Origin of the sequence: Microbulbifer variabilis ATCC 700307 (assembly GCF_000380565.1) — a bacterium.
In the GTDB taxonomy this organism is placed as follows: domain Bacteria; phylum Pseudomonadota; class Gammaproteobacteria; order Pseudomonadales; family Cellvibrionaceae; genus Microbulbifer; species Microbulbifer variabilis.
The window spans coordinates 206,783-230,011 of sequence record NZ_AQYJ01000023.1; the positions used below are offsets into that span (position 1 = coordinate 206,783).

The 23,229-nt window shown below is 45.1% G+C and carries 20 protein-coding genes; 13 read left to right on the forward strand and 7 right to left on the reverse strand.

Annotated features, from left to right (window positions below; translation table 11 throughout):
- Window positions 1-39: 39 nt before the first annotated feature.
- Window positions 40-528 (reverse strand): hypothetical protein, encoded by a 489-nt coding sequence (locus G367_RS0106155; protein ID WP_020412238.1) that lies wholly within the window; start codon window positions 526-528, stop codon window positions 40-42.
- A 419-nt stretch (window positions 529-947) separates the two neighbouring features.
- Window positions 948-1,643: a class I SAM-dependent methyltransferase gene (locus G367_RS0106160; RefSeq protein ID WP_020412239.1), complete on the reverse strand. Its 696-nt coding sequence runs from the start codon at window positions 1,641-1,643 to the stop codon at window positions 948-950.
- Between the two features lie 83 nt (window positions 1,644-1,726).
- Between G367_RS0106160 and G367_RS0106165 the strand changes: the two genes are divergently transcribed.
- The 4 genes from G367_RS0106165 (at window position 1,727) to G367_RS0106180 (ending at window position 5,115) form a co-directional block, all read left to right on the forward strand.
- A complete protein-coding gene (locus tag G367_RS0106165) occupies window positions 1,727-3,361 on the forward strand; it encodes a GMC family oxidoreductase (RefSeq protein WP_020412240.1) in 1,635 nt (544 codons plus the stop codon).
- Entirely contained in the window at window positions 3,358-4,161 is an 804-nt protein-coding gene (locus tag G367_RS0106170) for a putative RNA methyltransferase (protein ID WP_020412241.1), read from the forward strand. The genes G367_RS0106165 and G367_RS0106170 overlap by 4 nt, the downstream gene beginning before the upstream one ends.
- Window positions 4,162-4,235: 74 nt before the next feature.
- Window positions 4,236-4,691, forward strand: a complete 456-nt coding sequence (gene tadA, locus G367_RS0106175) for a tRNA adenosine(34) deaminase TadA (protein WP_020412242.1) — start codon at window positions 4,236-4,238, stop codon at window positions 4,689-4,691.
- Window positions 4,678-5,115 (forward strand): ion channel, encoded by a 438-nt coding sequence (locus G367_RS0106180; RefSeq protein ID WP_020412243.1) that lies wholly within the window; start codon window positions 4,678-4,680, stop codon window positions 5,113-5,115. Before tadA ends, G367_RS0106180 begins: the two co-directional genes overlap by 14 nt.
- A 5-nt stretch (window positions 5,116-5,120) precedes the next feature.
- Here the strand turns inward: G367_RS0106180 and G367_RS0106185 are convergent, their stop codons facing one another.
- Window positions 5,121-6,077: a glycosyltransferase family 25 protein gene (locus G367_RS0106185; RefSeq protein ID WP_020412244.1), complete on the reverse strand. Its 957-nt coding sequence runs from the start codon at window positions 6,075-6,077 to the stop codon at window positions 5,121-5,123.
- Between the two features lie 403 nt (window positions 6,078-6,480).
- Between G367_RS0106185 and G367_RS0106190 the strand changes: the two genes are divergently transcribed.
- Window positions 6,481-7,683, forward strand: a complete 1,203-nt coding sequence (locus G367_RS0106190) for a multidrug effflux MFS transporter (RefSeq protein WP_020412245.1) — start codon at window positions 6,481-6,483, stop codon at window positions 7,681-7,683.
- Window positions 7,684-7,735: 52 nt separating this feature from the next.
- Window positions 7,736-8,386 (forward strand): SGNH/GDSL hydrolase family protein, encoded by a 651-nt coding sequence (locus G367_RS0106195; RefSeq protein ID WP_020412246.1) that lies wholly within the window; start codon window positions 7,736-7,738, stop codon window positions 8,384-8,386.
- Between the two features lie 80 nt (window positions 8,387-8,466).
- On the opposite strand, the gene G367_RS0106200 is transcribed toward G367_RS0106195, so the two are convergent.
- Window positions 8,467-8,970 (reverse strand): lactoylglutathione lyase family protein, encoded by a 504-nt coding sequence (locus tag G367_RS0106200; RefSeq protein ID WP_020412247.1) that lies wholly within the window; start codon window positions 8,968-8,970, stop codon window positions 8,467-8,469.
- Between the two features lie 95 nt (window positions 8,971-9,065).
- Between G367_RS0106200 and G367_RS0106205 the strand changes: the two genes are divergently transcribed.
- On the forward strand, window positions 9,066-9,935 hold the full coding sequence (locus G367_RS0106205) for a LysR family transcriptional regulator (protein ID WP_020412248.1): 870 nt from the start codon (window positions 9,066-9,068) through the stop codon (window positions 9,933-9,935).
- Between the two features lie 67 nt (window positions 9,936-10,002).
- The gene (locus tag G367_RS24940; RefSeq protein ID WP_169337097.1) at window positions 10,003-10,794 is read left to right on the forward strand and encodes a nucleoside deaminase; all 792 of its coding nucleotides are present in this window, start codon (window positions 10,003-10,005) and stop codon (window positions 10,792-10,794) included.
- Window positions 10,795-11,029: 235 nt separating this feature from the next.
- On the opposite strand, the gene G367_RS0106215 is transcribed toward G367_RS24940, so the two are convergent.
- A complete protein-coding gene (locus G367_RS0106215; RefSeq protein WP_020412250.1) occupies window positions 11,030-12,031 on the reverse strand; it encodes an AraC family transcriptional regulator ligand-binding domain-containing protein in 1,002 nt (333 codons plus the stop codon).
- Between the two features lie 1,097 nt (window positions 12,032-13,128).
- Between G367_RS0106215 and G367_RS0106225 the strand changes: the two genes are divergently transcribed.
- The 4 genes from G367_RS0106225 to G367_RS0106240 all read left to right on the forward strand — a co-directional run bounded on the left by G367_RS0106225 (window position 13,129) and on the right by G367_RS0106240 (window position 19,903).
- A complete protein-coding gene (locus G367_RS0106225) occupies window positions 13,129-16,434 on the forward strand; it encodes a DUF5060 domain-containing protein (protein ID WP_020412252.1) in 3,306 nt (1,101 codons plus the stop codon).
- 155 nt (window positions 16,435-16,589) lie between these two features.
- Window positions 16,590-17,594 carry an alpha/beta hydrolase family protein gene (locus G367_RS0106230; RefSeq protein ID WP_020412253.1) on the forward strand — a complete coding sequence of 335 codons (1,005 nt, stop codon included), beginning with the start codon at window positions 16,590-16,592 and terminating at the stop codon, window positions 17,592-17,594.
- Window positions 17,595-18,180: 586 nt separating this feature from the next.
- A complete protein-coding gene (locus tag G367_RS0106235; protein WP_020412254.1) occupies window positions 18,181-18,987 on the forward strand; it encodes a hypothetical protein in 807 nt (268 codons plus the stop codon).
- Between the two features lie 19 nt (window positions 18,988-19,006).
- The gene (locus G367_RS0106240; RefSeq protein WP_020412255.1) at window positions 19,007-19,903 is read left to right on the forward strand and encodes a fatty acid desaturase family protein; all 897 of its coding nucleotides are present in this window, start codon (window positions 19,007-19,009) and stop codon (window positions 19,901-19,903) included.
- A gap of 121 nt (window positions 19,904-20,024) precedes the next feature.
- On the opposite strand, the gene G367_RS0106245 is transcribed toward G367_RS0106240, so the two are convergent.
- Window positions 20,025-20,927 (reverse strand): LysR family transcriptional regulator ArgP, encoded by a 903-nt coding sequence (locus G367_RS0106245; protein WP_020412256.1) that lies wholly within the window; start codon window positions 20,925-20,927, stop codon window positions 20,025-20,027.
- Window positions 20,928-21,048: 121 nt separating this feature from the next.
- Between G367_RS0106245 and G367_RS0106250 the strand changes: the two genes are divergently transcribed.
- Window positions 21,049-21,669, forward strand: a complete 621-nt coding sequence (locus tag G367_RS0106250; protein ID WP_020412257.1) for a LysE/ArgO family amino acid transporter — start codon at window positions 21,049-21,051, stop codon at window positions 21,667-21,669.
- A gap of 166 nt (window positions 21,670-21,835) precedes the next feature.
- Here the strand turns inward: G367_RS0106250 and G367_RS24945 are convergent, their stop codons facing one another.
- On the reverse strand, window positions 21,836-22,957 hold the full coding sequence (locus G367_RS24945) for an acyltransferase family protein (protein WP_020412258.1): 1,122 nt from the start codon (window positions 22,955-22,957) through the stop codon (window positions 21,836-21,838).
- Window positions 22,958-23,229: the final 272 nt, after the last annotated feature.

Here is a 23,229-nt window from a genome sequence, read left to right on the forward strand (position 1 = left end):
CAAACCTGAAGCTATGCAAGGAAAGGCCGCTTGCCAGTACTAGAATTCGTACTCGAAGGAGACTTTGAATTTGTCGTTTGAGAGGCTAAACCCATAATCGACAGAGTTGCCAATCTTACCGCGGTTGGTGGTATAGCGCAGTAGGCTGTTCCGGGCTGTGCGTTTATTACGTTGCTTATAGGTCTCAAAACCCATTTTCAGGATTTTGACCAGGGCCTTGCCTCCGGTAGTTGGTCGGTGTTCAGAAGGGTAGGTATGCATCTTCAGCCATTGGTAGTTAAGACGCCTCTGCGTACTGTTCATGGAGTTGTTGCGGAGGAAATCTGCTGCTTGGAGAAGGTCTGCATTGCCCATAGCGAAGGCGCTATCGGAGAAGTAAAGATTGCCGGATTGTAAATTGAGGGCCTGTTGGGAGTCGGGGATAAATAAGTCATCAGCGGAGCAGAAGCAGCAGGCGGGAAGCAGGAGCAATCCCACAGTTGTTGGTAAGGTCTTTCCCTGTCTGATTCTGAAGTTGCAGAGTACCATTCGATTTACCCCAGGGTGTTACTTCTCATCGGGACGCCGTAAGCGGTCGTTAAATTTATTATGGGACACCCAAATCAAAGCGTTATCCCTTATAAAATAGGCGGCTCTTACAACTTCACTTACTGGACAGTCGGGGATTGACGGTTAATTTTCTGCAGGCCGCATTAACTGGACACTTTTCCATTTTTGTCCAAGCAGTCGCAGATGTGAGCAGCAGGGCGCCAATGTTTTTTTATTATTTTTTTGATATTGCTAGATTAATGCTAATGAGAAATTGATCTTGAGTTATGGGTCAATATCCATGGGTCTACCAAGATCCAGATCGGTTAAAACCGCAGCTTGGCGTAGTAATTTTCTATAATGAATTTTTAATGCCACTTTTCCACAGAGAGTAAGTGTTGGCTTGTTTGCTCAGGGCACTACAAAGTGGTTGTTCGCCGGCCGCACAATATAAGTGAGGCTGGAAGTCCTGTTGTGGGATTGAGGGGCTCCTTCAGGGAGAGCAGTGCCAGGTTATTTTGGGTAAACAGATCAACCCAGCTTGATATGGTGCGGAAGTACCAGGGTGCGGCCTCTTCGAAATTCCCTTCGATCCCTTCCCAGGTGCCGGGTCTCCAGCCATCTGTGTAATCCTGCTCTCCGCAAGAAATCAAAGGATGTAATGTCTGGACCAGCAAGTGGCCTCCAGGGTTGAGTAGGCTGCCAGCTTTCTGGAAAAAAACCTCCGTTGCCGATTCACCGATCAGCGAGAAGTTACACACCACTAGGTCAAACTTTTGCCCCAAGGCTTTCGTGTCCAGATCTTCATAGCTGGTTGTCAGGAATTGTTGATAATTCCCGCTGCGATGCTGTGCCTCTGTAATGAGTTCGGCTACGGCATCAATACCGTAGACATCAATGTTTTTAGCTGCCAAGTTGCGGGCCAACCAGCCTTCGCCGCAGCCGACATCCAGGACATTTGTAGGGTTGTGCGCCAAAATAGCTTCGATAATGGCGCGGTTGGTGATTAACTCCCGACTGGGAATAGCCGCTCGATCAATAACATTCACCCACTCCCCAGCATTTTTGTGCCAGCTTTGCAGGATTTTATTATCACTGAACTCGTAATCCTTCACCTTTGATCCTTTTCGTCTATGTAATTTCTTTCTGGTTGAGTGTACCGTCATGACAAATCCAGCTGCAAAGGTGCTGAGGTCCCATGTCCACTCAAATGGTGTTTGATTATGTGATCGTAGGTGCCGGCTCTGCCGGCTGTGTATTGGCTAACCGTTTGAGTGCTGATGAGCAACATCGGGTCTGCCTGCTGGAGGCGGGCCCTCCAGATCGCAGCCCACTGATCTCCATGCCCCTGGGGATAGGTATGCTGCTTTCCGGGACCGGTTACAACCTTCATCACTTTACAGAACCCCAGGAGCACCTGCACGAACGGCGCCTGTTCTGGCCTCGTGGTCGCACCCTGGGTGGCAGTAGTTCTATTAATGCGATGGTTTATATTCGCGGTAATGGTGAAGATTATGATGCCTGGGAAGCTGCCGGCAACCCGGGCTGGGGTTGGCGTAGTATGCTGCCGTATTTCCTTCTGTCTGAAGGTAATGAGCGTGGCAGCGATGCCCATCACAGTGGCTATGGTCCGCTTTCAGTTAACGATCTGAAATGGAAGACTGAGTCGGGACAGGCATTCCTGCGGGCAGCACAATCTGTCGGGCACAGGTTAAATGATGATTTTAACGGCAGCCAGCAGAGTGGAGTCGGCTTTTACCAGGTAACCCAACGTCATGGGCGCCGCTGTTCTGCCGCTGCGGCCTATTTGCATCCAGTCAAGAAACGTCCCAATTTAAGGGTATTGACCCGCAGCCCGGTAGCGCGCCTCATGTTGAAGGGCGATCGGGCAGTGGGGGTGGAGTTGCTCAACGGCAAAAAGATCCTGGCAAATAAGGAGGTTTTACTCTGTGCTGGGGCGATTCAGTCTCCGCACCTACTATTACTCTCAGGTATTGGCCCCCAGGAGGAACTGCGGAAGTTTGATATTCTGCTGCAGAATCACCTGCCTGGGGTAGGGAAGAACCTCCAGGACCATTTGGATATTTCCCAGGTAGTGAAAACCTCGGCCCCAGTCACTTTTGCAAATGACTTGTGGGCGAAACTGAAGCACGCTACGCGCGCGCCTGAGTGGTTCTTCCTGAACCGCGGGCCATTAACCAGTAATGTTGCTGAAGCTGGGGGCTTCGCCAGTTCAACCTTGGCTAATGGCTGCCCGGATATACAGTTTCACTTCACTGCAGTGCCATCTTTTGATCACGGTCTTACTAAACAGTCTGGGTATGGTTACACGATGCATGCATGTGCATTGCGCCCTAAAAGCCGTGGGGAAATCACCCTCAATACTGAGAACCCCAAGGCGCTGCCGAGTATCCAGCCAAATTACCTAAGCGAACCAGATGATATGCAGGTGATGGTGGAATCCTTCGAGATGTCTCGGGACATCATTAACCAGGAAGATTTGCTGCGCTATCAGAAACGGTTGTTGTTGCCCGATCAAAAGCTCACCAACAAGGCTTCTATCAAGCACTATATTCGTCAGCATGCCGAGACAATTTATCACCCGGTGGGAACCTGTAAGATGGGCAATGATGATCTTGCGGTGGTCGATGCTGAGCTAAAAGTGCATGGTGTAGATGGACTGAGAGTTGTGGACGCCTCCATAATGCCCACCCTGATCAGCGGCAACACCAATGCGCCGGTGATCGCTATTGCAGAAAAGGCGGCGGATCTGATCTTGCAGCGTACGCCGCCATCAATGATGAAGAATACTCAAGTTCAGGAAGTTGAATGATTTGGCAATGTCCTCTCTGTGCAAAGCCGTTGACGCTGGGAAAAGAAACCTGGCACTGCAGTAACCGGCACAGTTTTGATCGAGCACGGGAAGGTTACGTTAATTTGTTACCGGTTTATCGCAAGCGTCGTAAGGAACCGGGAGATTCAGCTGAGATGTTGCGCGCGCGGCGCCGATTTCTCAAGGCGGGTTATTACCGCCCATTAGTAGATGCAATTGCAGCGCTGTTGCCACCGAAATCAGGTCGTAAACTCTTGGATATTGGCTGTGGAGAGGGATATTACTTACGCCAACTGGAATCCGCTGGGTGGCATGGTCATGCCCTGGCTGGTGTGGATATTTCAAAGTCCGGCGTGCGTATGGCAGCTAAATCTGATAGTGGCGCCCAGTTTATTGTGGCCAGTAATGTCAACCTGCCGGTATCCTCGAATAGCGTAGATGACTTGCTACGCATTTTTGCGCCGGCCCCGGATGAAGAAATGCTGCGGGTGTTAAAAGTGGGGGGGCAGCTGTTGGATGTTTCACCTGGACCGGACCACCTCTGGACCCTAAAAGGCCAGCTATATAAAGAGCCACGTAAACACCCTGCGCCAAAATTGGTTGAGGAACTTTACCCTGAGGTGGATATGCGCTGTTGCTTTCCTTTTAAGTTGCAGGGGCACGAAGCGATTACCGATTTTCTCGCCATGACCCCCTTTGCCTGGAAAGGCTGCCGAGAGGCCCGTGCAGAATTGGAGCAACAGGACAGCCTGGTTCTGGAAGCCGACTTTATTGTGCGCCGCTTTATCAAGCGTAAGTAGGTTTTACTTAGGGTAGCGAAATGATTTCTCCCATGGCTGCAGCTCGGGTTGATAGAAGTAACTAGAAGAGATTTATGGCAACACCAAAAGACTATGCATTTATGCGCAGGGCCCTGGAATTGGCGGAACTTGCCGCAGAGAGGGGTGAGGTGCCTGTTGGAGCAGTGCTGGTTCAGGATGGCAAGATTATTGGCGAAGGCAGCAATCGTCCCATCGGGAATTGTGACCCCAGTGCCCATGCGGAAATAGTGGCGCTGCGTCGAGCTGCTGAAGGTAAACAGAACTATCGCCTGCCCAATACAACACTTTATGTAACGATAGAGCCCTGTACCATGTGCTTCGGTGCCCTGGTTCACGCTCGCGTCAACCGGCTAGTGTACGGTGCCACCGAGCCCCGGGCGGGCGTGGTGGAGAGCCAGTTAAAGTTAGGGGAGGCAGGTTTTTTCAATCATAAGATCGCCGTAGAGTCTGGAGTGATGGCGGAGGAAGCTGGAAAACTGGTGCGCGAGTTTTTTCATGGTCGACGCTGAACTGGCTTTTGCATTCCTGGTGAACAGCATCATTGTGGCAATTGTCGTGCTGATTCACCATGAGGTCCTCAACGCTCTGGTCCACTTAGGGCGCTGGTTGCCTGTCCGGCATAATTTCGCCATAGTAATTGGAGTATTTGGAGCCCTCCTGGCTCATGTAGCAGAAATCTGGCTGTTTGCTTACGGTTACTACTTTATGGTGAATTCGCCTTATTTTGGGACTTTAGTGGGCAATTTTAATGGCAGCCTGCTCGACTGTGCTTACTTCTCTTTTACCACATATACCTCTTTAGGCTTTGGGGATATCGAACCCCTGGGGCACTTGCGCTTTACTGCAGGGCTGGAAGCGCTGACAGGGTTGGTTATGATCACATGGACGGCTTCATTTATGTTCCTGAAAATGCAAAGGGTCTGGGATATTTAAACTGATTACAACTTCATTCTCGCAGTGCGACCAGGCCTCTGTTTCGGTTTTTGTGCAGGATAGAAGGCCTGGTAATGCCGCAGTAAATAAATATGTCTCTCGACACTGCGCCACAATTTGCCAAATGGATGTACCCAGTAGAGCCAGCGCGCAACTTTTGCTCGTCCCACATTCGACTTTACGATGCTTGAGGTGTGCGCTGTTTCCCAAAGCAAATGAGGCTCTACACCATACAGTTTCAGATCAAACTGCCAGAAGTGATCAAAGACTTTATCAATCGGCTCGAAAATACGATTGGCATGGCCCAGGATCTTTTCCATACCCTTACGGTTAAGCAAATACCCTTGGGCACCGCACCAGCCGCGTTCAGGGCGAACCAGCTTGTGAATGCCGTCATTCAGTGTCTTGATAATCTTGCGTTTGCGTACTTTAAGCCCCATCAGCCGGATCATTTCAATTTCTTCCGGTAGGCGCTCAAGCTCGGCCAGTATTTTGCCAAAATCCGGCTCCAACTGTACATCATCTTCCAGGATGCAAACCCGGTTGAGACCGGTTTGGTAGGCGAGACGGATAGCGCGCAAGTGGGCTAAGTAGCAGCCAACTTCAGAGTTTTTAAGTGCGCATAGGTGGCGCCAACGGGTTGTACGATTGCAAAGGACTTCATCACCTTCAAACCTGGGAAGGGCAGAGCGTCCATCGACACCGCTGACTAAAGCGGTTCGCAGTCTTTGGGACTTGAGGGTTTCCAGAAGGTTATAGACGGTTCCTCCCTCTGGGTGGAGGCTGATAATCCAGCAGGGAGTTTGAGCTATAAAAAGAGGGATCTTCTGCGGTTTGCGCTGCAGCCTGGGGCGAAGACTAAGCGGCAGGCGCCGTTTTAGGCGGTGTTGGGGGAATAGAGGTTGCCGTAAGCGGACGGGCTTGGTCACAACTACAGCAGGGCTCTCAATTTCGGCGTACACATAGACTCCCAACCCCCAGAGGGAGAAAAGTGACCGTAACTAGAAAGCTTCTGCATAACGTTAACCTCAGTCACTGCAAGCAAACTGGTAGTGTTGGCAAAGCCTTACTTCCATTTAGGCGATCAAGTGGTGAATGGTTTTCTCAATGGATATTAGTGATCGACTAAAAAGTCAGAGCATTACATGCACCGTTACAGCTGGATGGTGCTAGGCCTAAAATAAGTTGCTTTCTAGTCTGAGTGGGTGATTGATTTTTCTCTAAGTGCAAGGGAGGCTTTGGAATGAAAACAGAGCAACAAAAGTGCTAAAGGGAATATGCAAACCCATTTGATATTGGCCAAAAACTATTGGCAATAATTGTTTGATACCACATAAGAATTTTATAGGTACTACGGAAATTTATATGAAGTCAGATTTAATTAAGATGGCGCTGATTCTTGGGCTATTGAGCTGCGTTGGCCCAGTCGCTATCGATATGTATTTGCCGGCATTGCCGGATATTGCAACAAGTTTTGGCGCCCCTATTGAGGCAGCACAGTACACCCTGATGTCTTATTTCATTGCTTTTGGAGTTTGCCAGCTTATTTATGGGCCGGCTTCGGATATGTTTGGGCGCAAGCCCCCCCTGTACTTCGGGCTACTTCTTTTTACCCTTGCATCAGTTGGCTGCGCTGTGGCCCCGACCATTGAATCGCTAATAGCTTTGCGCTTTTTGCAGGGAGTAGGTGCTGCTTCAGTAATGTCTATTCCACGAGCGGTTATACGTGATCATTATACCGGTGCCCGTGCGACCCGCTTGATGACTACCGTAATGCTGGTAATTTCTATCTCCCCGATGCTGGCGCCGCTGATTGGCAGTATCTTAATAGTACCCTTTGGCTGGCGCAGTGTTTTTATCCTGATTGCCCTGTTAACCCTCGCCAGTCTACTTTTGGCTGTAAGCAGTTTACCGGAGACGCTTGAGCGAAAGCATCGTGTTCCATTCCAGTTCAGTGCCATGTTGGGGGCTTTTTCTACACTTTTACGCGATCCGGTTTACATGGGATTGACTTGCATAGGTGGCTTGGGCATTGCCAGTTTCTTTTCCTTTCTTGCCACGGCTTCTTTTTTGTATACAGGGTTTTACGGTCTTACTCCGACAGAGTTCAGCCTGGCGTTTGCTTTAAATGCCCTTGGTTTTTTTGTTTCAAGTCAATTTGCTGCAAATCTTGGAATGCGTTTTGGTTCAGTAGCAGTGGTGAAGTGGGCCACTGCCGGTTTTGCCATAAGTTCTCTTGTGATGTGCGCTGTGACTTTTGCCGGTTTTGATGAGTTTGTTTTATTAGTGGCAATGCTACTGGCGACCAACGTGTTTCTCGGCCTGGTAATCCCCACTTCAATGGTGCTTTCCCTTGAGGAGCATGGGCCTATTGCAGGCACCGCTGCAGCGTTGGGCGGAGCCCTGCAAATGTTACTGGGTGCATTGTCGATTGTGTTAACCAGTCTGGTATTTGATGGAACTCCCCAGCCTCTGACTGCTGCCATCGCAACTTGTGGTGTGGCCGCATTGGTAATATCTCGGTTGACCCTACGCGGTATTGCGCACCTGGCGGTACCCTCGAGCTGAGGAGCTCATTAATCCGATAGGTTTTTTAGTGGCTCAATGGAGTTATGTAACAATGGAAAATGTATTGGTTTACTCTGACAGTGTTTCCTGGGGCGTCATCCCTGATACCAGGAAGCGTATGGCTTTTCACTTGCGTTGGCCTGGAGTACTTGAGCGAAACTTGAATGAAAAAGGCTGTGACGTGCGGGTGATAGAAAACTGCCTGAATGGTCGTAAAACAGTGTGGGATGATCCGTTCCGGGAGGGGCGGAAGGGGGTTGATGGCCTGGCGCAAGTGATAGAAATGCACTCACCACTAAAGTGTGTTCTGTTGATGTTGGGAACCAATGATTTCCAGGATACGCATGATAATAAAGCCTGGATGGCCGCTCAGGGGGTGGCAAAGTTGGTGTCAGTAATCAGACAAGCACCCATTGAGCCCGGCATGTCGATTCCTAAAATATTGATTATTGCTCCATTGGCTATCAATAACCCCAAAGGTATTATCGGCCATAAATTTGCGGGGGCTGAGCAGCGCTGTAAGGACTTTCCAGCAGAACTGGAAAAAGTATCCCGGGAGCTAGGCACCCACTACCTGGATGCCAACACTTTAGTCAAGGTTAGTGATATTGATGGTATTCATCTCGATGAAGACCAGCATTCCATTCTTGGCCAGGAAGTTGCTGATTACCTGCGGAAAATAAAAGTCTTAAGTTGGCCCTAGAAGTATACTTCCCAAATAGAAAAGGGCACCGGAAAATCTCTGGTGCCCTTTTCTAACCCAAGCTTTTAAGATGTACAGTATCAGGTGTAGGCACCGCTACTATAGATCAGCTCGTAGCTATGGCTGTAGAGTTCCAGGATGTTTCCGAAGGGGTCTTCCATATAAATCATGCGATAGGGTTTCTCTCCCGGATAGTAATACCTGGGCTTGGGCATGCGCTTTTTACCACCGGCGGCGACTATCCTTTCAGCCAGCTCTTCAAGGTTTGGGTCCTGCACGCAAAAGTGGAATATACCAGTCTTCCAGTATTCAAAATTATCTTTTGGGTTTTCCTGGTTAGGAAACTGGAATAGTTCTACTCCGATACGGTCACCGGTCGACAGGTGGGCAATGCGAAAGCTACCCCATTTGGCCCCAAAGACATCGGTGCACATCTCTCCAATAGCGCTATGATCTTCATTGATTTCCGTTGGCGGCATAATCAGATACCACCCCATGACCTCTGTGTAAAACTTAACAGCCGCCTCAAGGTCTGGCACCGATATGCCGATGTGAGAAAAATTTCTCGGATAAACATTCTTCATTGGTGGTTCTCCAAAAGTTACGTCCGTTTCTAAGTTACTGTGGATTGTCCATTACGTATAATTATGATTTGTGATTATTTTGAGTAATTTTTGTAATGATAAATCCTGTGTGGCTGCGCAGTTTCTGTGCATTGGTAGAATTGGGCAGCTTTACCAGAACGGCGCAGCACCTGCACATGACCCAGTCTGGCGTCAGTCAGCACTTGCGTCGGTTAGAGGACTTTCTAGGGCTATCTCTGATCCAGAGGAATGGAAAGCAATTCACCCTTACCCAGGCGGGTGAAAAGTTATATATCGAAGCCCAAGATATCGTCGATTCTCTCTCTACACTGGGTCAACGCCTTAGTGAAGATCCGGCTTATGAAGGGCAAGTGAGAATCCAGTCTCCTGGTAGTGTCGGGCTAAAGCTATACCCCAAATTACTGAATTTGCAGAAGACATACCCGAAACTCACCATAGACTATCGCTTCGCCCCTAATAGTGGCGTAGAAGAATCCATACTTGGATACAAGGCGGATATCGGGTTTATGACCACCCCCTCGACGCTGACGGAAATAGCAAGCCAGCCCGTGGGGAGGGAGGAGCTACTTTTGGTGACCCCTGCGTCAGTTAAGAGGTTGAGTTGGCACTCATTGGTACAGCTCGGATACATCGGCCACCCAGATGGCGCCCATCAGGCGGGCTTGTTGCTGGGCGCTAATTATCCCGACTTTCAACATGTGGATATGTTTGCTCTTAAGGGATTTTCTAACCAAATTAGCTTGATTCTAGAACCTGTCAGTATGGGCTTGGGTTTTACTGTACTGCCTGCCCATGCAGTAAATGCATTTAAGAATTTCGGGCAGATTAAACCCCATCGCTTGGAGCACTCTATTAGTGAGACTTTGTTTCTGGTTACCCGCCGCCACAAAGTGATGCCGGCGCGGATAGAAACTGTGATCGCGCTAACCAAGGAATGGCTTTAATCAATTGGAACGCCTCGGGTATTGTATGTTGCGTTTTACCTCATATTTGCTTTTCGGAATGCTTGCCTTGAGTGCGAAAGCTGAGTTAATACCCAATTCACCTATCCAGCAGGAAAAAGACGAGATATTGATGTTGCTCGCATACTCGGTTGCTTACTTGGATTGGGTGGATCCAAAAGAAAAGCAAAAGCGAGGGTACAATATTGCAGCGGTCCTGTATGACAATAAGCAGGACAAAATTTTAGGAGTGCAGCGCAATGCTGTTGGCTTGTGTCGAGATAAAACCCAACATGCTGAAGTGCGAGTAGTGCAGCAGTGTATTGGTAGTAAGTGCAGGGGTAAAGAGACTGATTACCTGGCTGATACTACGATTTATAGCACTCTGGAGCCCTGTATGATGTGTGGAGGTATGATGATTTTTCTTGAAGTTTCCAGAGTTGTTTATGGTCAGTCAGATCCGAATTTTGGGAAAAATATAGAAAGACTAAAGCAGGATTTTAAATCCAACTGTGAATATAAAATTGAGTCGAAGCAGCATGTGGAAAATATCTGTAAGATAGATATTCCCGCAACCTATAGAGCTAGGAATATTTCTTCTGGGCCATCTACTTTGCTACAGAGAGCACAGCTTGAAGGGGCATTTTTCAGTTATCGTTTGTTATTTGGTAGTGTAATGACAGATTTTCTGATGAGTGCAGAAGCGAAGAATATATATCGCACTGCCCACCAGCGTTTGGTGGAGTTCAAACCTAAATATCAAGCAAATAATATTGTGCTGTCTGAGAGCCAAAAACAGTTGAAGCAATTAAAAAATACTCAGGGAGATATTGATCGATGTATGGTGGGGGAGCTGCGCTAACACTAACATGATATAATTTTATCTGAAAAATATTGGAGTGTTTACTCCAGAACAATCAGCTAAACTGTTAAGGGAGCGAGTGATATAAGCCAAGCCATAGCTATATACTCGCTAATAGTATTTGAACTCACTGTAATATTAACGACCAGATCTTTAGAGTTTAAATAAGCTCATCTTGGTGGAAAACATATTGATTTACTTATTGCCTGGCTTGTTTTGACATTGACTTATTTGATCAAGTATTTCTCCAGCGTTTATAGGATTCTTCATATGCAACAACCGTTGAGAATCCCAATGCTTTTGCAATTTGCATTTTATCCATGGATTGGATATCCAGTGAATTCAACTTCTCCCTCCGAGCTAAATCCAGTATACGCCTGAAAGAAGTATTTTGTGCATTTAGACGAATCTGCAAGGAGCGCTTATTAACTTGTAGTATATCTGCCAAAAAATCCAGACTGGCCGCACCCTCAGGTAAGTAATCTTTGATAATATCTTTGCATCGATTAGGTAGAGACTCATCTGATTTCATCTTCTGGAGCTGTTTTTTGGCAGCCAGTTTATTGAAGTCAAGGGAGGGTTTCCCTGGACTGCATAATTGTTTATCAAGTATAGAGTTGTCAAAACTGATGCAGTTTTTGTGATGTCCAAATTCAATGGGAACATTAATCAATGATGCTGCATTGTTCATCAATTCGGAATTATGATGAGTGAAGTGGATGACCGGGTGGCAGCTTTCATAATCGACAACAATATCTGAAATTAGTTTGAAGATGATTCCAATATTCAATTCGACTTGTTGTGTGGTGAATGGTGAAAAGCTGGGAATTAAAATATCAAAGCTGGAGCGCTCAGCCCCCTCACTGAATAATCCCTGATAGCCTTGCGTGCCAAGTTGCTGGAATTGCGTGCCAAGGCTAACAAGATGGCGAACGGTAGGGCAAGCCATTAAGACATGCGCAAATGCCTGAATGCTGGAAATTGATACATCTAGGCCGGTACGAAACGCTATGGTGTTATCACTGAAGTAGTTGGATACTTCTTGAAGTGCTTGCCCGGTCAACCTTACTGGTACACGATGTTGTAGGTTCTGTAACTTAGAGTAATGATCATCATATATATTCTTTAACTTATCTCTTGGAAACCCTAAGTTTTGCCAGTATTGCACGTGACGATAAGTGGATGTTGCCAACCCTGTTGGCTCAGAAGCATAAAGTTCCTGGATGTTGGTAGTCATACTGAATTTTTGTACTGCTAATAATCTATTGAACCAGTCATTAAATGATAAATAGATTGTTTTTGTGAGTTTCTTAAGCCAATGTATAAAGTAATGCTATTGTAGTATGAATTTAACACTTAAAGTGTGAAATTGAACCATTTTTTTGACCAGTAATTTGGATTAAACAGACAAGGTTCTTTCTCGGCTTACGAGTGATAACCTTTTGCTGTACTGGTGGGAATGTTCCCAGTTTTGGTGATTATTAGGGAACAATTGATGTCTCAATTTGTCTCATCAGCGGAGATGTAACTAACAAAGGGTATTCTTATATTTCCGAAGCATGGGAATAGCTTCTCTATTAGAATATCACTCAAAAGCTTTTAATGATATCCGAAACTCTGAATTATCGGGATATGTCACCATCGCTGTCGAAACGGATAGCTTTTTCAGTGAGCTTATATTTTAAGTGAAACATAGCACCGTCCAGGGATTTGTTAGTATTTATTATCTCTATTTGGCATCTGAATGTTCCTAGATGGATCACTTCATTTTTAGATCGATAATATAAGTCTATAGCTAAGTTTTATCTGTTTGAATTAGTCCTGATGTAAGTGATATCTCAATAACAAAATTAAATTTTCTTATATTAAGCTGGTAAGTAAGTATATTCTGGATATCTAAGTGGAAGATTATAGCTTTCGAATACTTATCTTGGGTGTTTTCTGTGTAATAGAGATAACCTAACGGCCTAATAATATTTTTTATCTTTTTTTTACCATTTTGGCTTGTCGAAACTAGTTGAGTCATTAGTTCTATTCAGAGTTTTTTGTCGACTTTTTAATCTCTTTAGGGTTTCAGTAGGGGTAATCCGGATATTATTAAAATAGAGGTAGTTCAAAATTTCCTTACTAGAAAATACGAAAAAAATTACTCTTTTTCGTCAATCTATAAGCTGTGGAACTAGTCCTGACTGCATGTGACTGAATTCACGGTCGATATGTATCTGTGCGATTTAGTATCTGGCCAGTGCTGCATGTTGCAGCCGATTTCTATATGCCCATTAAATTCTGTAATTAGTAAATAATTGTTTGCTTCTAAAGTAGAGAATACTAGAAATGAATAACAGTAGCTTGCCTCTGGCACTTCTGATTAGCGCCGCATTAGCTGGTTGTGGTGGCGGTTCGTCATCAGGCGAATCCGACGATGAGACCACGCCCCCTCCGGCAAATTCTGATATACCTAACCCTGGAAACGGATTAGTAATATCGTCTTTCACCTTGGTCAATTCACAGGGCAACTCGGATATTGTTTCACTAACCGATGGTACAGACATATATCTAAGTCAGGTTGGAAGTCAATTAAATATTAGAGCAAATAGTGATCAGGCAGAGAGTGTGGTATTTGAGTTAACAGGGGCTCAGACACACAATATGATTGAAAACGTCTCGCCATATGCTCTATTTGGTGATGATCAGGGTGATTTCAATCATTGGACCCCCTTAGTTGGAACTTACACCCTTACCGCTACACCTTACTCCCAGGATGATGGGGCAGGTTCTGCCGGAACCAGTGCCTCAATTACATTTACTGTAAAGCAGAACGATGGAACCGACCCGACAGATCCGGACCCAGATCCGACGGATCCTCCGGGGCCAGTCGACCCGGATGATATTGGCCATAGTGAACATTGTACTGTTTCCGGTACGCTGGAAAAGTGGCACCGTATAACGATTACTTGTGATGATTTGTACGCATCTGAAAATAATGATGCTACGTTTACCGATTATCGATATAACGTGACATTTACACAAGGTGACTTGTCTTACACAGTGCCTGGTCATTTCGCTGCTGATGGCAATTCAGCAAATACGGGTGCTACTGAAGGAACAAAATGGCGTGCCTACTTTTCACCGCCAACTTCAGGTAAATGGTTCTTCGATGTATCTATGAGACAAGGGAGCCAAGTTGCAGTTAATCTAGATACAAATGCAGGCAATCCTATTTCATTTGATGGTGAAAATGGTTATTTCCCGGTATTGCAATCCACGGCGCCTGAGCTTGATATGAGGAGTAAGGGGTTACTGGTACATAAAAAAGGAACCCGCTACTTACAGCATTTGGGGGATAAGTCGGTATATATAGAAGGTGGAATGGATAGTCCTGAAAACATTTTTGGTTATTCAGGCTTTGATAATACAGAAAAACACTACAACGTAAATTCCTGCAAAGGCATATTACACAGTTTTGAGCCCCACCTTGGTGATTGGAATAATGGAGATCCCACCTGGAAAGATGGTAAAGGAAAAAGCCTTATTGGTTTGGTTAACTATATAGCCGAAAAAAATGTCAATGCAATTTATATCATGGCAAATACCGAAAGTGGTGATGGCTGCGATGCCCACCCTTGGACAGTATACGATGCTAACCATCGGGCTTTTGATGTCAGTAAATTAGACCAGTGGGAGGTCGTAATGGATCACATGACCAGTAAGGGCATGTTGATTCATTTTATGACACAGGAAACAGAGAATAATAAAATCCTGAATAACGGTAACTTAGGGCTTGAACGCAAATTATATTATCGGGAGATGATTTCCCGCTTTGGTCATCACCCGGCGCTTCAATGGAATATGGGTGAGGAGACAACTCTTAGTCAAGAGCAACACAAGGCAATCGCTCAATACTTAAAAGACGTGGATCCCTACGATCATCCCACTCTACTCCATACTTATGGTGGCCAATGGGATCAGCACTATCGACCATTGTTGGGAAATAGTAATTTTGATGGACCGAGCATTCAGATTGATAATATTCCTAGCGATGCGAACCATCGCAACGCCCCTTATCAGATGAGTAGAAAGTGGCTGACTGAATCCCAGAATAATAACCATCTTTGGTATGTTACCTTCACTGAAGCTTCCGGCGGGCAAGCGCCTGTACCCTATTCTGAGGTTACCCAAGTTCAGAGGGTCAATTGGATGTGGGGCAGTGTTATGGGAGGCGGTGCAGGATTTGAGTGGTACTTAAAAAATCCTAATTCTGGTCACGCCTATGACTTAGCAGTAGAGAACCTGAGAGAGTTTGATAACCATTGGGAGCAAACAGGCCACTTCGTTAAATTTTTTAACGATATTATGCAAAACCAACTTGAAGTTAATTTACACAGTTTAAATGTGGATAATGAAGTAACTTCAACCAATAACGATTGGGTACTTTCAGATAGCGGTAATGTCTATTTAATTTACTTGCGAGAAGGTGGTACGACAAATATTGAGATTCCAAATGAGGATACCTATAAGGTTTACTGGTTCAATCCAAGAAGCGGCCAGTTGACTCCGGGTAATCAACTTGACGGAATGGGTACTCATAATATTGGCACTGCCCCAACAAAAGCTAATCATGACTGGGCAGTAGTAATCAAAGCGGAAGGTATAAACAGTAATGTTCATCCGGATATTGTAAAAGTTATACCAATTAACCCTGATGATGTTTTACTCGAACCTCAAACTAGTTGGATGGATAGCTACTCTATTGGTGATCAATGTTTTTGTGAGTCAAATTTTGACCACAATGTTGCCGATATTATGGTTTCGACCGACCATGGAACAATGACGGTTAAAGAAGCTTGTGACCTAATTGGCCCGGGTCCAGGATCGGCTGGCCGTCCCAAGTACAATGATATTCAGTGCGGTAACGGCCCGGCAAATGATGCTGGTGATGAAAACTACTGTCCTGGCCGTGTGGATATAGGTAAAGAAGGATGTGGTCATATCGGTCCGATTTGGAATTTTGATAAGTTAAATCCAGATCAACCTGAAGGTGACTACACAGAACAAAATGGTCTGGTAATTATGGAGGCTGAAAATACCTACTCAAATCTAGATGAATGGATCAAGAAAAATGATATTGGCGGCCATGCAGGGAGCGGTTATCTTGAATTTAATGGCAATACACCACTAAATGGTCCACCTAAATCTCCCCTAGAATATACTTTCAATATTACAAGAAGTGGTTTGTATTATTTACATCTGCACGCTGCAAAAGAAAACTTAGTGTATGAAGGTGAATTCCGTACAGACCTGGCAAATGACGCTTACTTTCGACTTGAAGGGGATTATGAAGCGGGACCTAATGCCGGGAATAGTCATGGTAAAGATGCGCCTCTGGAGCTATTGAAAAAAGATACAAAGTTCTTTGGTGGAGAACACAATAAATTTGTCTGGGAATCTGGCAATCATTTAGATCCAGGCGGTCATGACAATAAACGTGTTGCTGTTTATAAGCTAAAAGCAGGCGAAACGTATAAACTGGTGATGTCAGGTCGTTCGCAGAAATTTAAGGTGGATAGAATAGTTTTTCGGCATATTGATGTACCTGAATCTGATGCAGAGAATATAAATAATCCAGAAACCGTTGAGTAGTAACTGTTGCAGTGAGAGCCATGGATGGCTCTTTCGGCTGGGATAGTATCGTCATTCAATCGCGACTATTTCATTGCTAAAGGCTGGAAATAAGGCTGTATGAGGTTTTGGGCCTCATGAATTATTGGGTTTCTAAAGTACACTGTTGGTGAATAATGAATTTTCAAATAATAAAAAGTTTATTTTGGTTGTCGATTGCTTTTAATTCTGCCCACGCTCAAGCTTTTGAACCAAAATCGGATTTTTCGGTGAATTTGGAGCGGGTTCGGTATTGCCAGGAATTTTGGTGCCTAAACCAAGACACTCTATCTGAGTATCGCGCCTGGGAGGTAGAGGGCGTCAGTAATAGTCGACAGCTTCATACTCAGATTGCTAGAGTGCAAGACCCAGTACGTAATAATGTAAAAAACTTGGTATTTATTGCTGCGGGACAACAGCCTCCAGGAAATGGTGCGGAAAGTTCTGTGACAGGCCAGAGAGCTGGCTATAAAAAAGACTGTGGGGTATTAAAAAAATCTTGCTCTCGCAGCATAGATGGCCGCTCACTTGCTCGGCAGTTGCTAGATTCAGAGCATTTCCCAACAGATGAGACCTTTTTGGCGATTGCTTTTGATACGCAATTTAATCAGATGATTAGTAGTAATGAGAAGTCTCGTATAGAAAGGGCATACCTCAGTTGGCTAAAGTCAAAGGCTTATGCCTCCAATCTTGAGACTATTTACTTGGCGGGTTCTTCTCGTGGTGGTTGTCTCGTGATGAGACTGGCGAAAGCTATGCGAGCTGATCCAGATTTTCGTAATATCCGAACTGTTGTCCACAGTTTTGATGGTGTTTGTAAATGGACTCAAAATGAGTTGGGATTAACTTCTTCATTTTATCGTAATCCCATGAATTCTAGTTACTTAAGCTATTATACTGATCTCCATACACAATTTCCTTATAAAGATAATTTATACCTTCGGCAATTGACTGGCGGGGCTGAGGTCATTGAATTATCTGGGGTTCACTCTTTTGCTTATACAGCTCAAGATACTGACTTGGGGTGGTATTCACAGAGATGGGTAAATTTGGATCATACTACTATCGGTCGGGACATGAGTCAGGACGTGAGGAATCAAACAATAGTACCCTTTTTACAGCACTTAGATGATGTGCTTTAGTTTTAGAATATTTTTTATCCACTTATCTTTAGGCGTTGGTAGCTACTAAGCCACGGCCATGATAACTACATTGAGTAGTTATCATGGTGGCTACACTCTTTTTCTAATCTCCAGCAGTGGATTTTCTTATTTGAAAGTATATTTTGTATGCTTTTCATTCCTATTGCTAAAAAATTTGTACTCACGTATGGAGTGATCTAAGCAGAAAATTAAAGCATTGTTAGCATGAAGATATTGGAAGTAATTGAGTCACTTCTAAATAATGTTTATGTCAATCAGGCCATTTTTGCTTAGGGCTTGGTAGTTTTCTATTGAGAAAGTGCGCTTATAAACCGGGTTTTCAAGCCCTTTAGGGAATGGCGATTGCATCTACTTATGGGTGTACTCTTAGTGGTTCAGTTTCTAAATGAAAATGGATGACACTACTCGATACATACCAAACAATAGGCACAGTAGAGATACATTAAATTGAGGTTGAATTAAGTGACTTTTTTCTAAGATGCATATTACACAATATTGTATGATTGGGTTTTCTCTGTAATATTACACAAAAAAATAAATAGGGACTATTGTCGTAATATTCACTATGTATCAGTTTACTTATGAGCCCACTCCAAAAAATGTTCTGTTGGATCTAATGGGTGTTAATAAACGACATGAGCTGGCGACTAGCCAGCTGGGTTATATATCTGATGCATTTGATATTTCTATCAATAATCTGCGGGTAACATTAAATAGATTGGTCGGTGCCGGTCTGATTACTCAGAATGGGCGAGGCATGTACCGTTTAACGGAAAAGGCTCTGGCCAAACGTGCTTTTATTAACCGTTGGCAGCAAAATACCTTTCACTATGATAATTGGGATTATCGCTGGCTCGCCTGCCATTTGCCCAAAGGTGTATCGCGTGCGGTCCGCGCAAAATCAATACTGGTACTTGAATGGTATGGCTTTGCCGCTGGTCTAGATCACCTATGGGTGCGCCCGAACAATTTAATCATCAATCATGCGGAATTGACCGTAACCCTGATAAGGCTTGGTCTCGAAGAGAGTGCTCATTGCTTTGTGTTGCAGGACGTACCGGACATATTAGTTAGTCACTGGGCGCACCACTTATGGGATATCGAACGGCTCGATAGTGAATATGATGCTCTTATACATTCGCTTGAAAGCAGCCTTACATCCCTGGCAGCAAAGTCTGTTAGTGCTTCGTTGTATGAAACATGTCGCTTGGGTGGTGAGGCGATCCACCGTTTAGCGGTCGATCCTTTACTACCAAAAGTTATTAGGCCACAAAAGAAGTATCAGCAACTAAAGAAAATTGTACGTAAATATGATCGTGTAGGCCGCAATATTTGGCTGGAGCAACTGCAGAAATTAGGTGTTGACACATAATCAAAAAAGGTACCCCGCGATGAATATTCCTGTGAGTAAAGAAGAGGTAAAGCCATTTCTGGAGCGCAGTGATGCCAAAGCCTGGTGGGTGGTAGTCAGCACTTGGCTCGGAATAATAGGTATTTTCGTCGTGGCAGCACTACTGCCACACTGGTCAACTTACATTATTGCAGTATTCTTACTAGCGGGGCGGCAGCAAGCTTTGGCGGCTATTATGCATGAAGCGGGTCACAAAACACTTTTCGCAACTCGCTCCTATAATAAATTTGTTGCCAAATGGTTGTCTTCACCATTTTTATTGATGGATGGTGAAACTTATATAAAAAGCCACATGCTTCATCACCGGAGAGCAGGGACAGATCAAGATCCAGATCTACAGAACTATAAAGATTACCCCGTGACCAAATTGAGCTTGGTGAGAAAGTTTACCAGGGATTTTTTGGGGATTACTGGTTTAAAGGCTAATTTATACTTATTTCTAAGTGGACGAGATCTATTAAGCAGAAAAAAGCGGATTAATTTTCAGTTAACACGTGGTTTATTTGTTAACGGTGTTATGTTTTCGATGTTATGGGCTTTTGGCTTTCCACAGCTTTATATATTATGGGTTATAGCCTACCTCACCGTATATATGGCTATTATACGGATGCGCCAGATCGCCGAACACGCAGGTGTTAAAGACCTCTACCATCTGGAACCTAAATATAATACACGTTCGGTTCCAAGGGGTATCTTGGGATTACTGTTTGTTAGCCCCACTGATGGTCTGAGTTACCACTGTGAACATCATGCATTTATGGCGGTCCCCACATATAACCTCAAAGCGCTGCATAAATTGCTGAAGGAGCGCGGTTATTACGATGATGTTAAGTTGGCCGATAATTACCTAGGTGTTTTGAAGCAGGTGGTAAGGTAAGGATTAGCGACAGCTAAATTTTCACTTGTACGTTGTTTCTCACCAATTGTATTCCCCCTAGAGCTGACTAAAGGCCATAGTATTGATGATAGTTACCTCGATAAAGCCCGGCACCGGTCTCTCACTGGTGCAGGGCCTTGTGAGCAAACTTTGCAAGGGTATTGGTAATTTGCTTGATCAGAGAGGATTTTAGATTCCATACATGCCAGTACAGCGGAATTTTCAGATGTTGATCTGGGGTGAGCTTTATCAGGGTGCCCCTTTTCAGTAAATCGGCAACTTGAATATCCGGTGCCATTCCCCATCCAAGTCCTAAAGTCAGGAAGTTGAGAAAGCCCTTTGAGGATGGGATTTCGTGTGAGGGATACTGTCCTGCCTCAATTCCCCAAAACTGCTTAAGATAACGGCTCTGTAACTGGTCTTTGTAATTGAACTCGACGGCAGGAGCATAGCGAAATTCATCCACATCTACCGGATCGGAGAAGTACTGCTCCTTGAAGGCCTGAGTGCATACCGGGTAGTAGGCCATATGTCCCAGTAGCAGGGACTGGCATCCCTGCAGATTACTGGTTACAGAACTAACACAGCCGATAACTTCACCGTTCTTCAGTAATTCATGGGTGGCATCCTGGTCATCTACCTTCAGGTCTACGAGCAGGTGCTGTGAGCGGATCAAGGGTGTGATGGCTTTTAAAAACCAGGTATCCAGACTGTCCGAATTGAGGGCAATGCGCACCTTGTTTTGGTTGCTATAGCGGGTCTTGCTACCCTCTGGATCGATATCCTCCAGCAGCTCATGTTGCAGCAGGTTCATCTGTTGGTAGTAGCCCATTACTTTCAGGCCGGCTTCCGTTGGACGTAGGGGGGTAGACCTGATCAGCAGGGCCTGACCAACCTGTCCCTCCAGGGCTTTGATACGCTGGGACACCGCAGATTGGCTTACATGAAGCAGTGATGCGGCCTTGTCAAAGCTCTGCTCCTCCACCACAAAGGCGAACGCCTGTAGTTGCTTTAGATCTAGCATAAGATTTTCTTATGATGTCTCAAAATAATTAAATTTACTTATTCTAGCGCCCCTCTTAATCTCTCGCCACTTCCCAGGTCCGCAGGCCCGCGGACAAGACTCAATAGCTACAGGAGGCACCGTGGTTTCGGGTTTGTTACTGGCCCCTATGACAAAGGGCTTTATCACCACTATCAGTTTGATCATGGCGATTGGCGCGCAGAATGCGTATCTACTAACGCAGAGTATTCGTCGCCAGTATCACTACAGTATCGCCGCGCTGTGCGTCTTGATGGACATTGTTCTGATCACCTGTGGTGTTTACCTCGTATCACACCTGGCCCAAGCGGAAGGCAACTGGATGGTCTGGTTGACCTGGTTGGGAGTGGCCTTCCTGGTTGGCTACGGCGCTATGGCATTTCGCTCCGCTTTAACCAATAAAGGGCTTGAGGACAAGAAGGAATGGGTTAAATCGAGACGCTCGGCTCTGATCACCGCGGTAGCTCTGACCTTGCTAAACCCCCATGCCTATGTGGATACCGTAGTGCTGATCGGGTCGGTCGGTGCCCAGTATGCCGGGGAAGGTACTCTGTTCTTCGTGATTGGTGCCTGCAGTGCCTCGGTACTCTGGTTCGCGCTGTTATCAGTAGGTGGCAGTATGATGCAACCGCTGTTTAAGAATCCGAAGACCTGGCGTGTACTGGATGTTCTGGTGGGTATTATGATGTGGTCGATTGCGGCAAGCCTGCTTTGGGCTAGCTAATTTTACAAAAAGTTATCAATCGATGTGAAATTGGGGTCTACCGATTTATCTCGTAGGCCCCTATATAGGCCCTTATAGAAGCTAGACCAGTTTCAACTCCAGTGAAGGGGCACAGTTGTATGGGCCTTCACTAAATATACGGTTTTTCAGAGTATTGGTGAATGGGTTACGTTCTTATGGCAACCTTCTCACTTTCTTGTTGTTGGGCACTCTCCGCATCTTGAGCACTGGTACTTAAAGAGCGCCCCAACTTGACAAATGGCCTTTCAATAAGCCAGTAAATCAAGGTTGCCAGCGCTATACTGGCCAATGTTGTTACAGACAGATAAACGGATAAAGGGAAGCCTGAAAAAGCTTGGCCCCAAGGCTGGGATATAGACCATTTCATCACGTATATCATGCATAAGTGAAATAAATAAATGGAATAGCTGATTGTTCCCAGGGTGGCGAAATGTCGTATGGAATTTAAAGGTAATGATATTACTGAGAGGAAAATACCCAGAGCAATCAGGTGCGACAGTCCAAAGCGAACGGGCTCACTACTAATGGAATTACCGAAAAGGTGCAAGCTTAGCACCAGTATAGGGATAGAGAACGTTGAAGCTATAGCCAATACAGCATAGCGATGAAACCTCTTGGTCTCAAAACAGTAACGGAGTAAGGCTCCACAGAACATTACGGCTATACCATAAGGGATATAAGTGATTGTTACCGGTAGTTGTAGCTGTAAAGCTGGTGAGTGTTCGAAAAGCTGTAGACAGATAAATAAAGACAGCGTCGCCCAACAAAGCAATAAAAGGTTCTTTGGATTCCCTAGTAGTTTAAGGGCAAACATCATTGCACATAGTAAGTAGAAAATAAGCTCTGCAGTAAGGGTCCAGTATAACTTCTGCACATTTTCAAAGCCCAGGAGTCCTTGCAGCATAGTGGTATTTGCCAAGATGGCTACTGGCGAGAAAATGTGACCAGTAAATAACCATGTAAAGCTAACTGCGATAATGAGAGAAACCCAGTACGTAGGGTAAAGTCGAAAGAAGCGTCGTATAGCAAAGCACTTTAGAGGGCGATTCGCTTCAAGCAGACTATGAGGAATTACATAGCCAGATAACAAAAAGAAGCAGAGAACACCTATTCTGCCAAAATCCAACTGGCTAATAAAATTAGCGAGGTCTGTCCCATGCAGGGCAATATTAGGTATTTGAATGAATACTTCGCTACTATGCTGCCAAACAACCAAAAGGGCTGCCAGTCCACGTAGGGTATCAAGATTAAGTAAGCGCTTACTCATGGTTGACAGCCTCTATCCCTGGCCAATCGTAAGAAGTTGAACACTTCTTGTTACTACTCTATTACTATTGCCATAAAATGAATTGACTAAAAGCCAATCAAAAGGCTTATTTTGGTAACTACTTTCCTTTGATACTACCATAAATCAACAAGATGTAGCTCTGTCTAATTTTTTCTTATTGAATGATTATGAGGTTCTCCGATGACTCTTTTTTGCGAAAGAGTTAGTGATAAGAATCAAACTTCTAATCTGATGAATATATTGATAAGTAT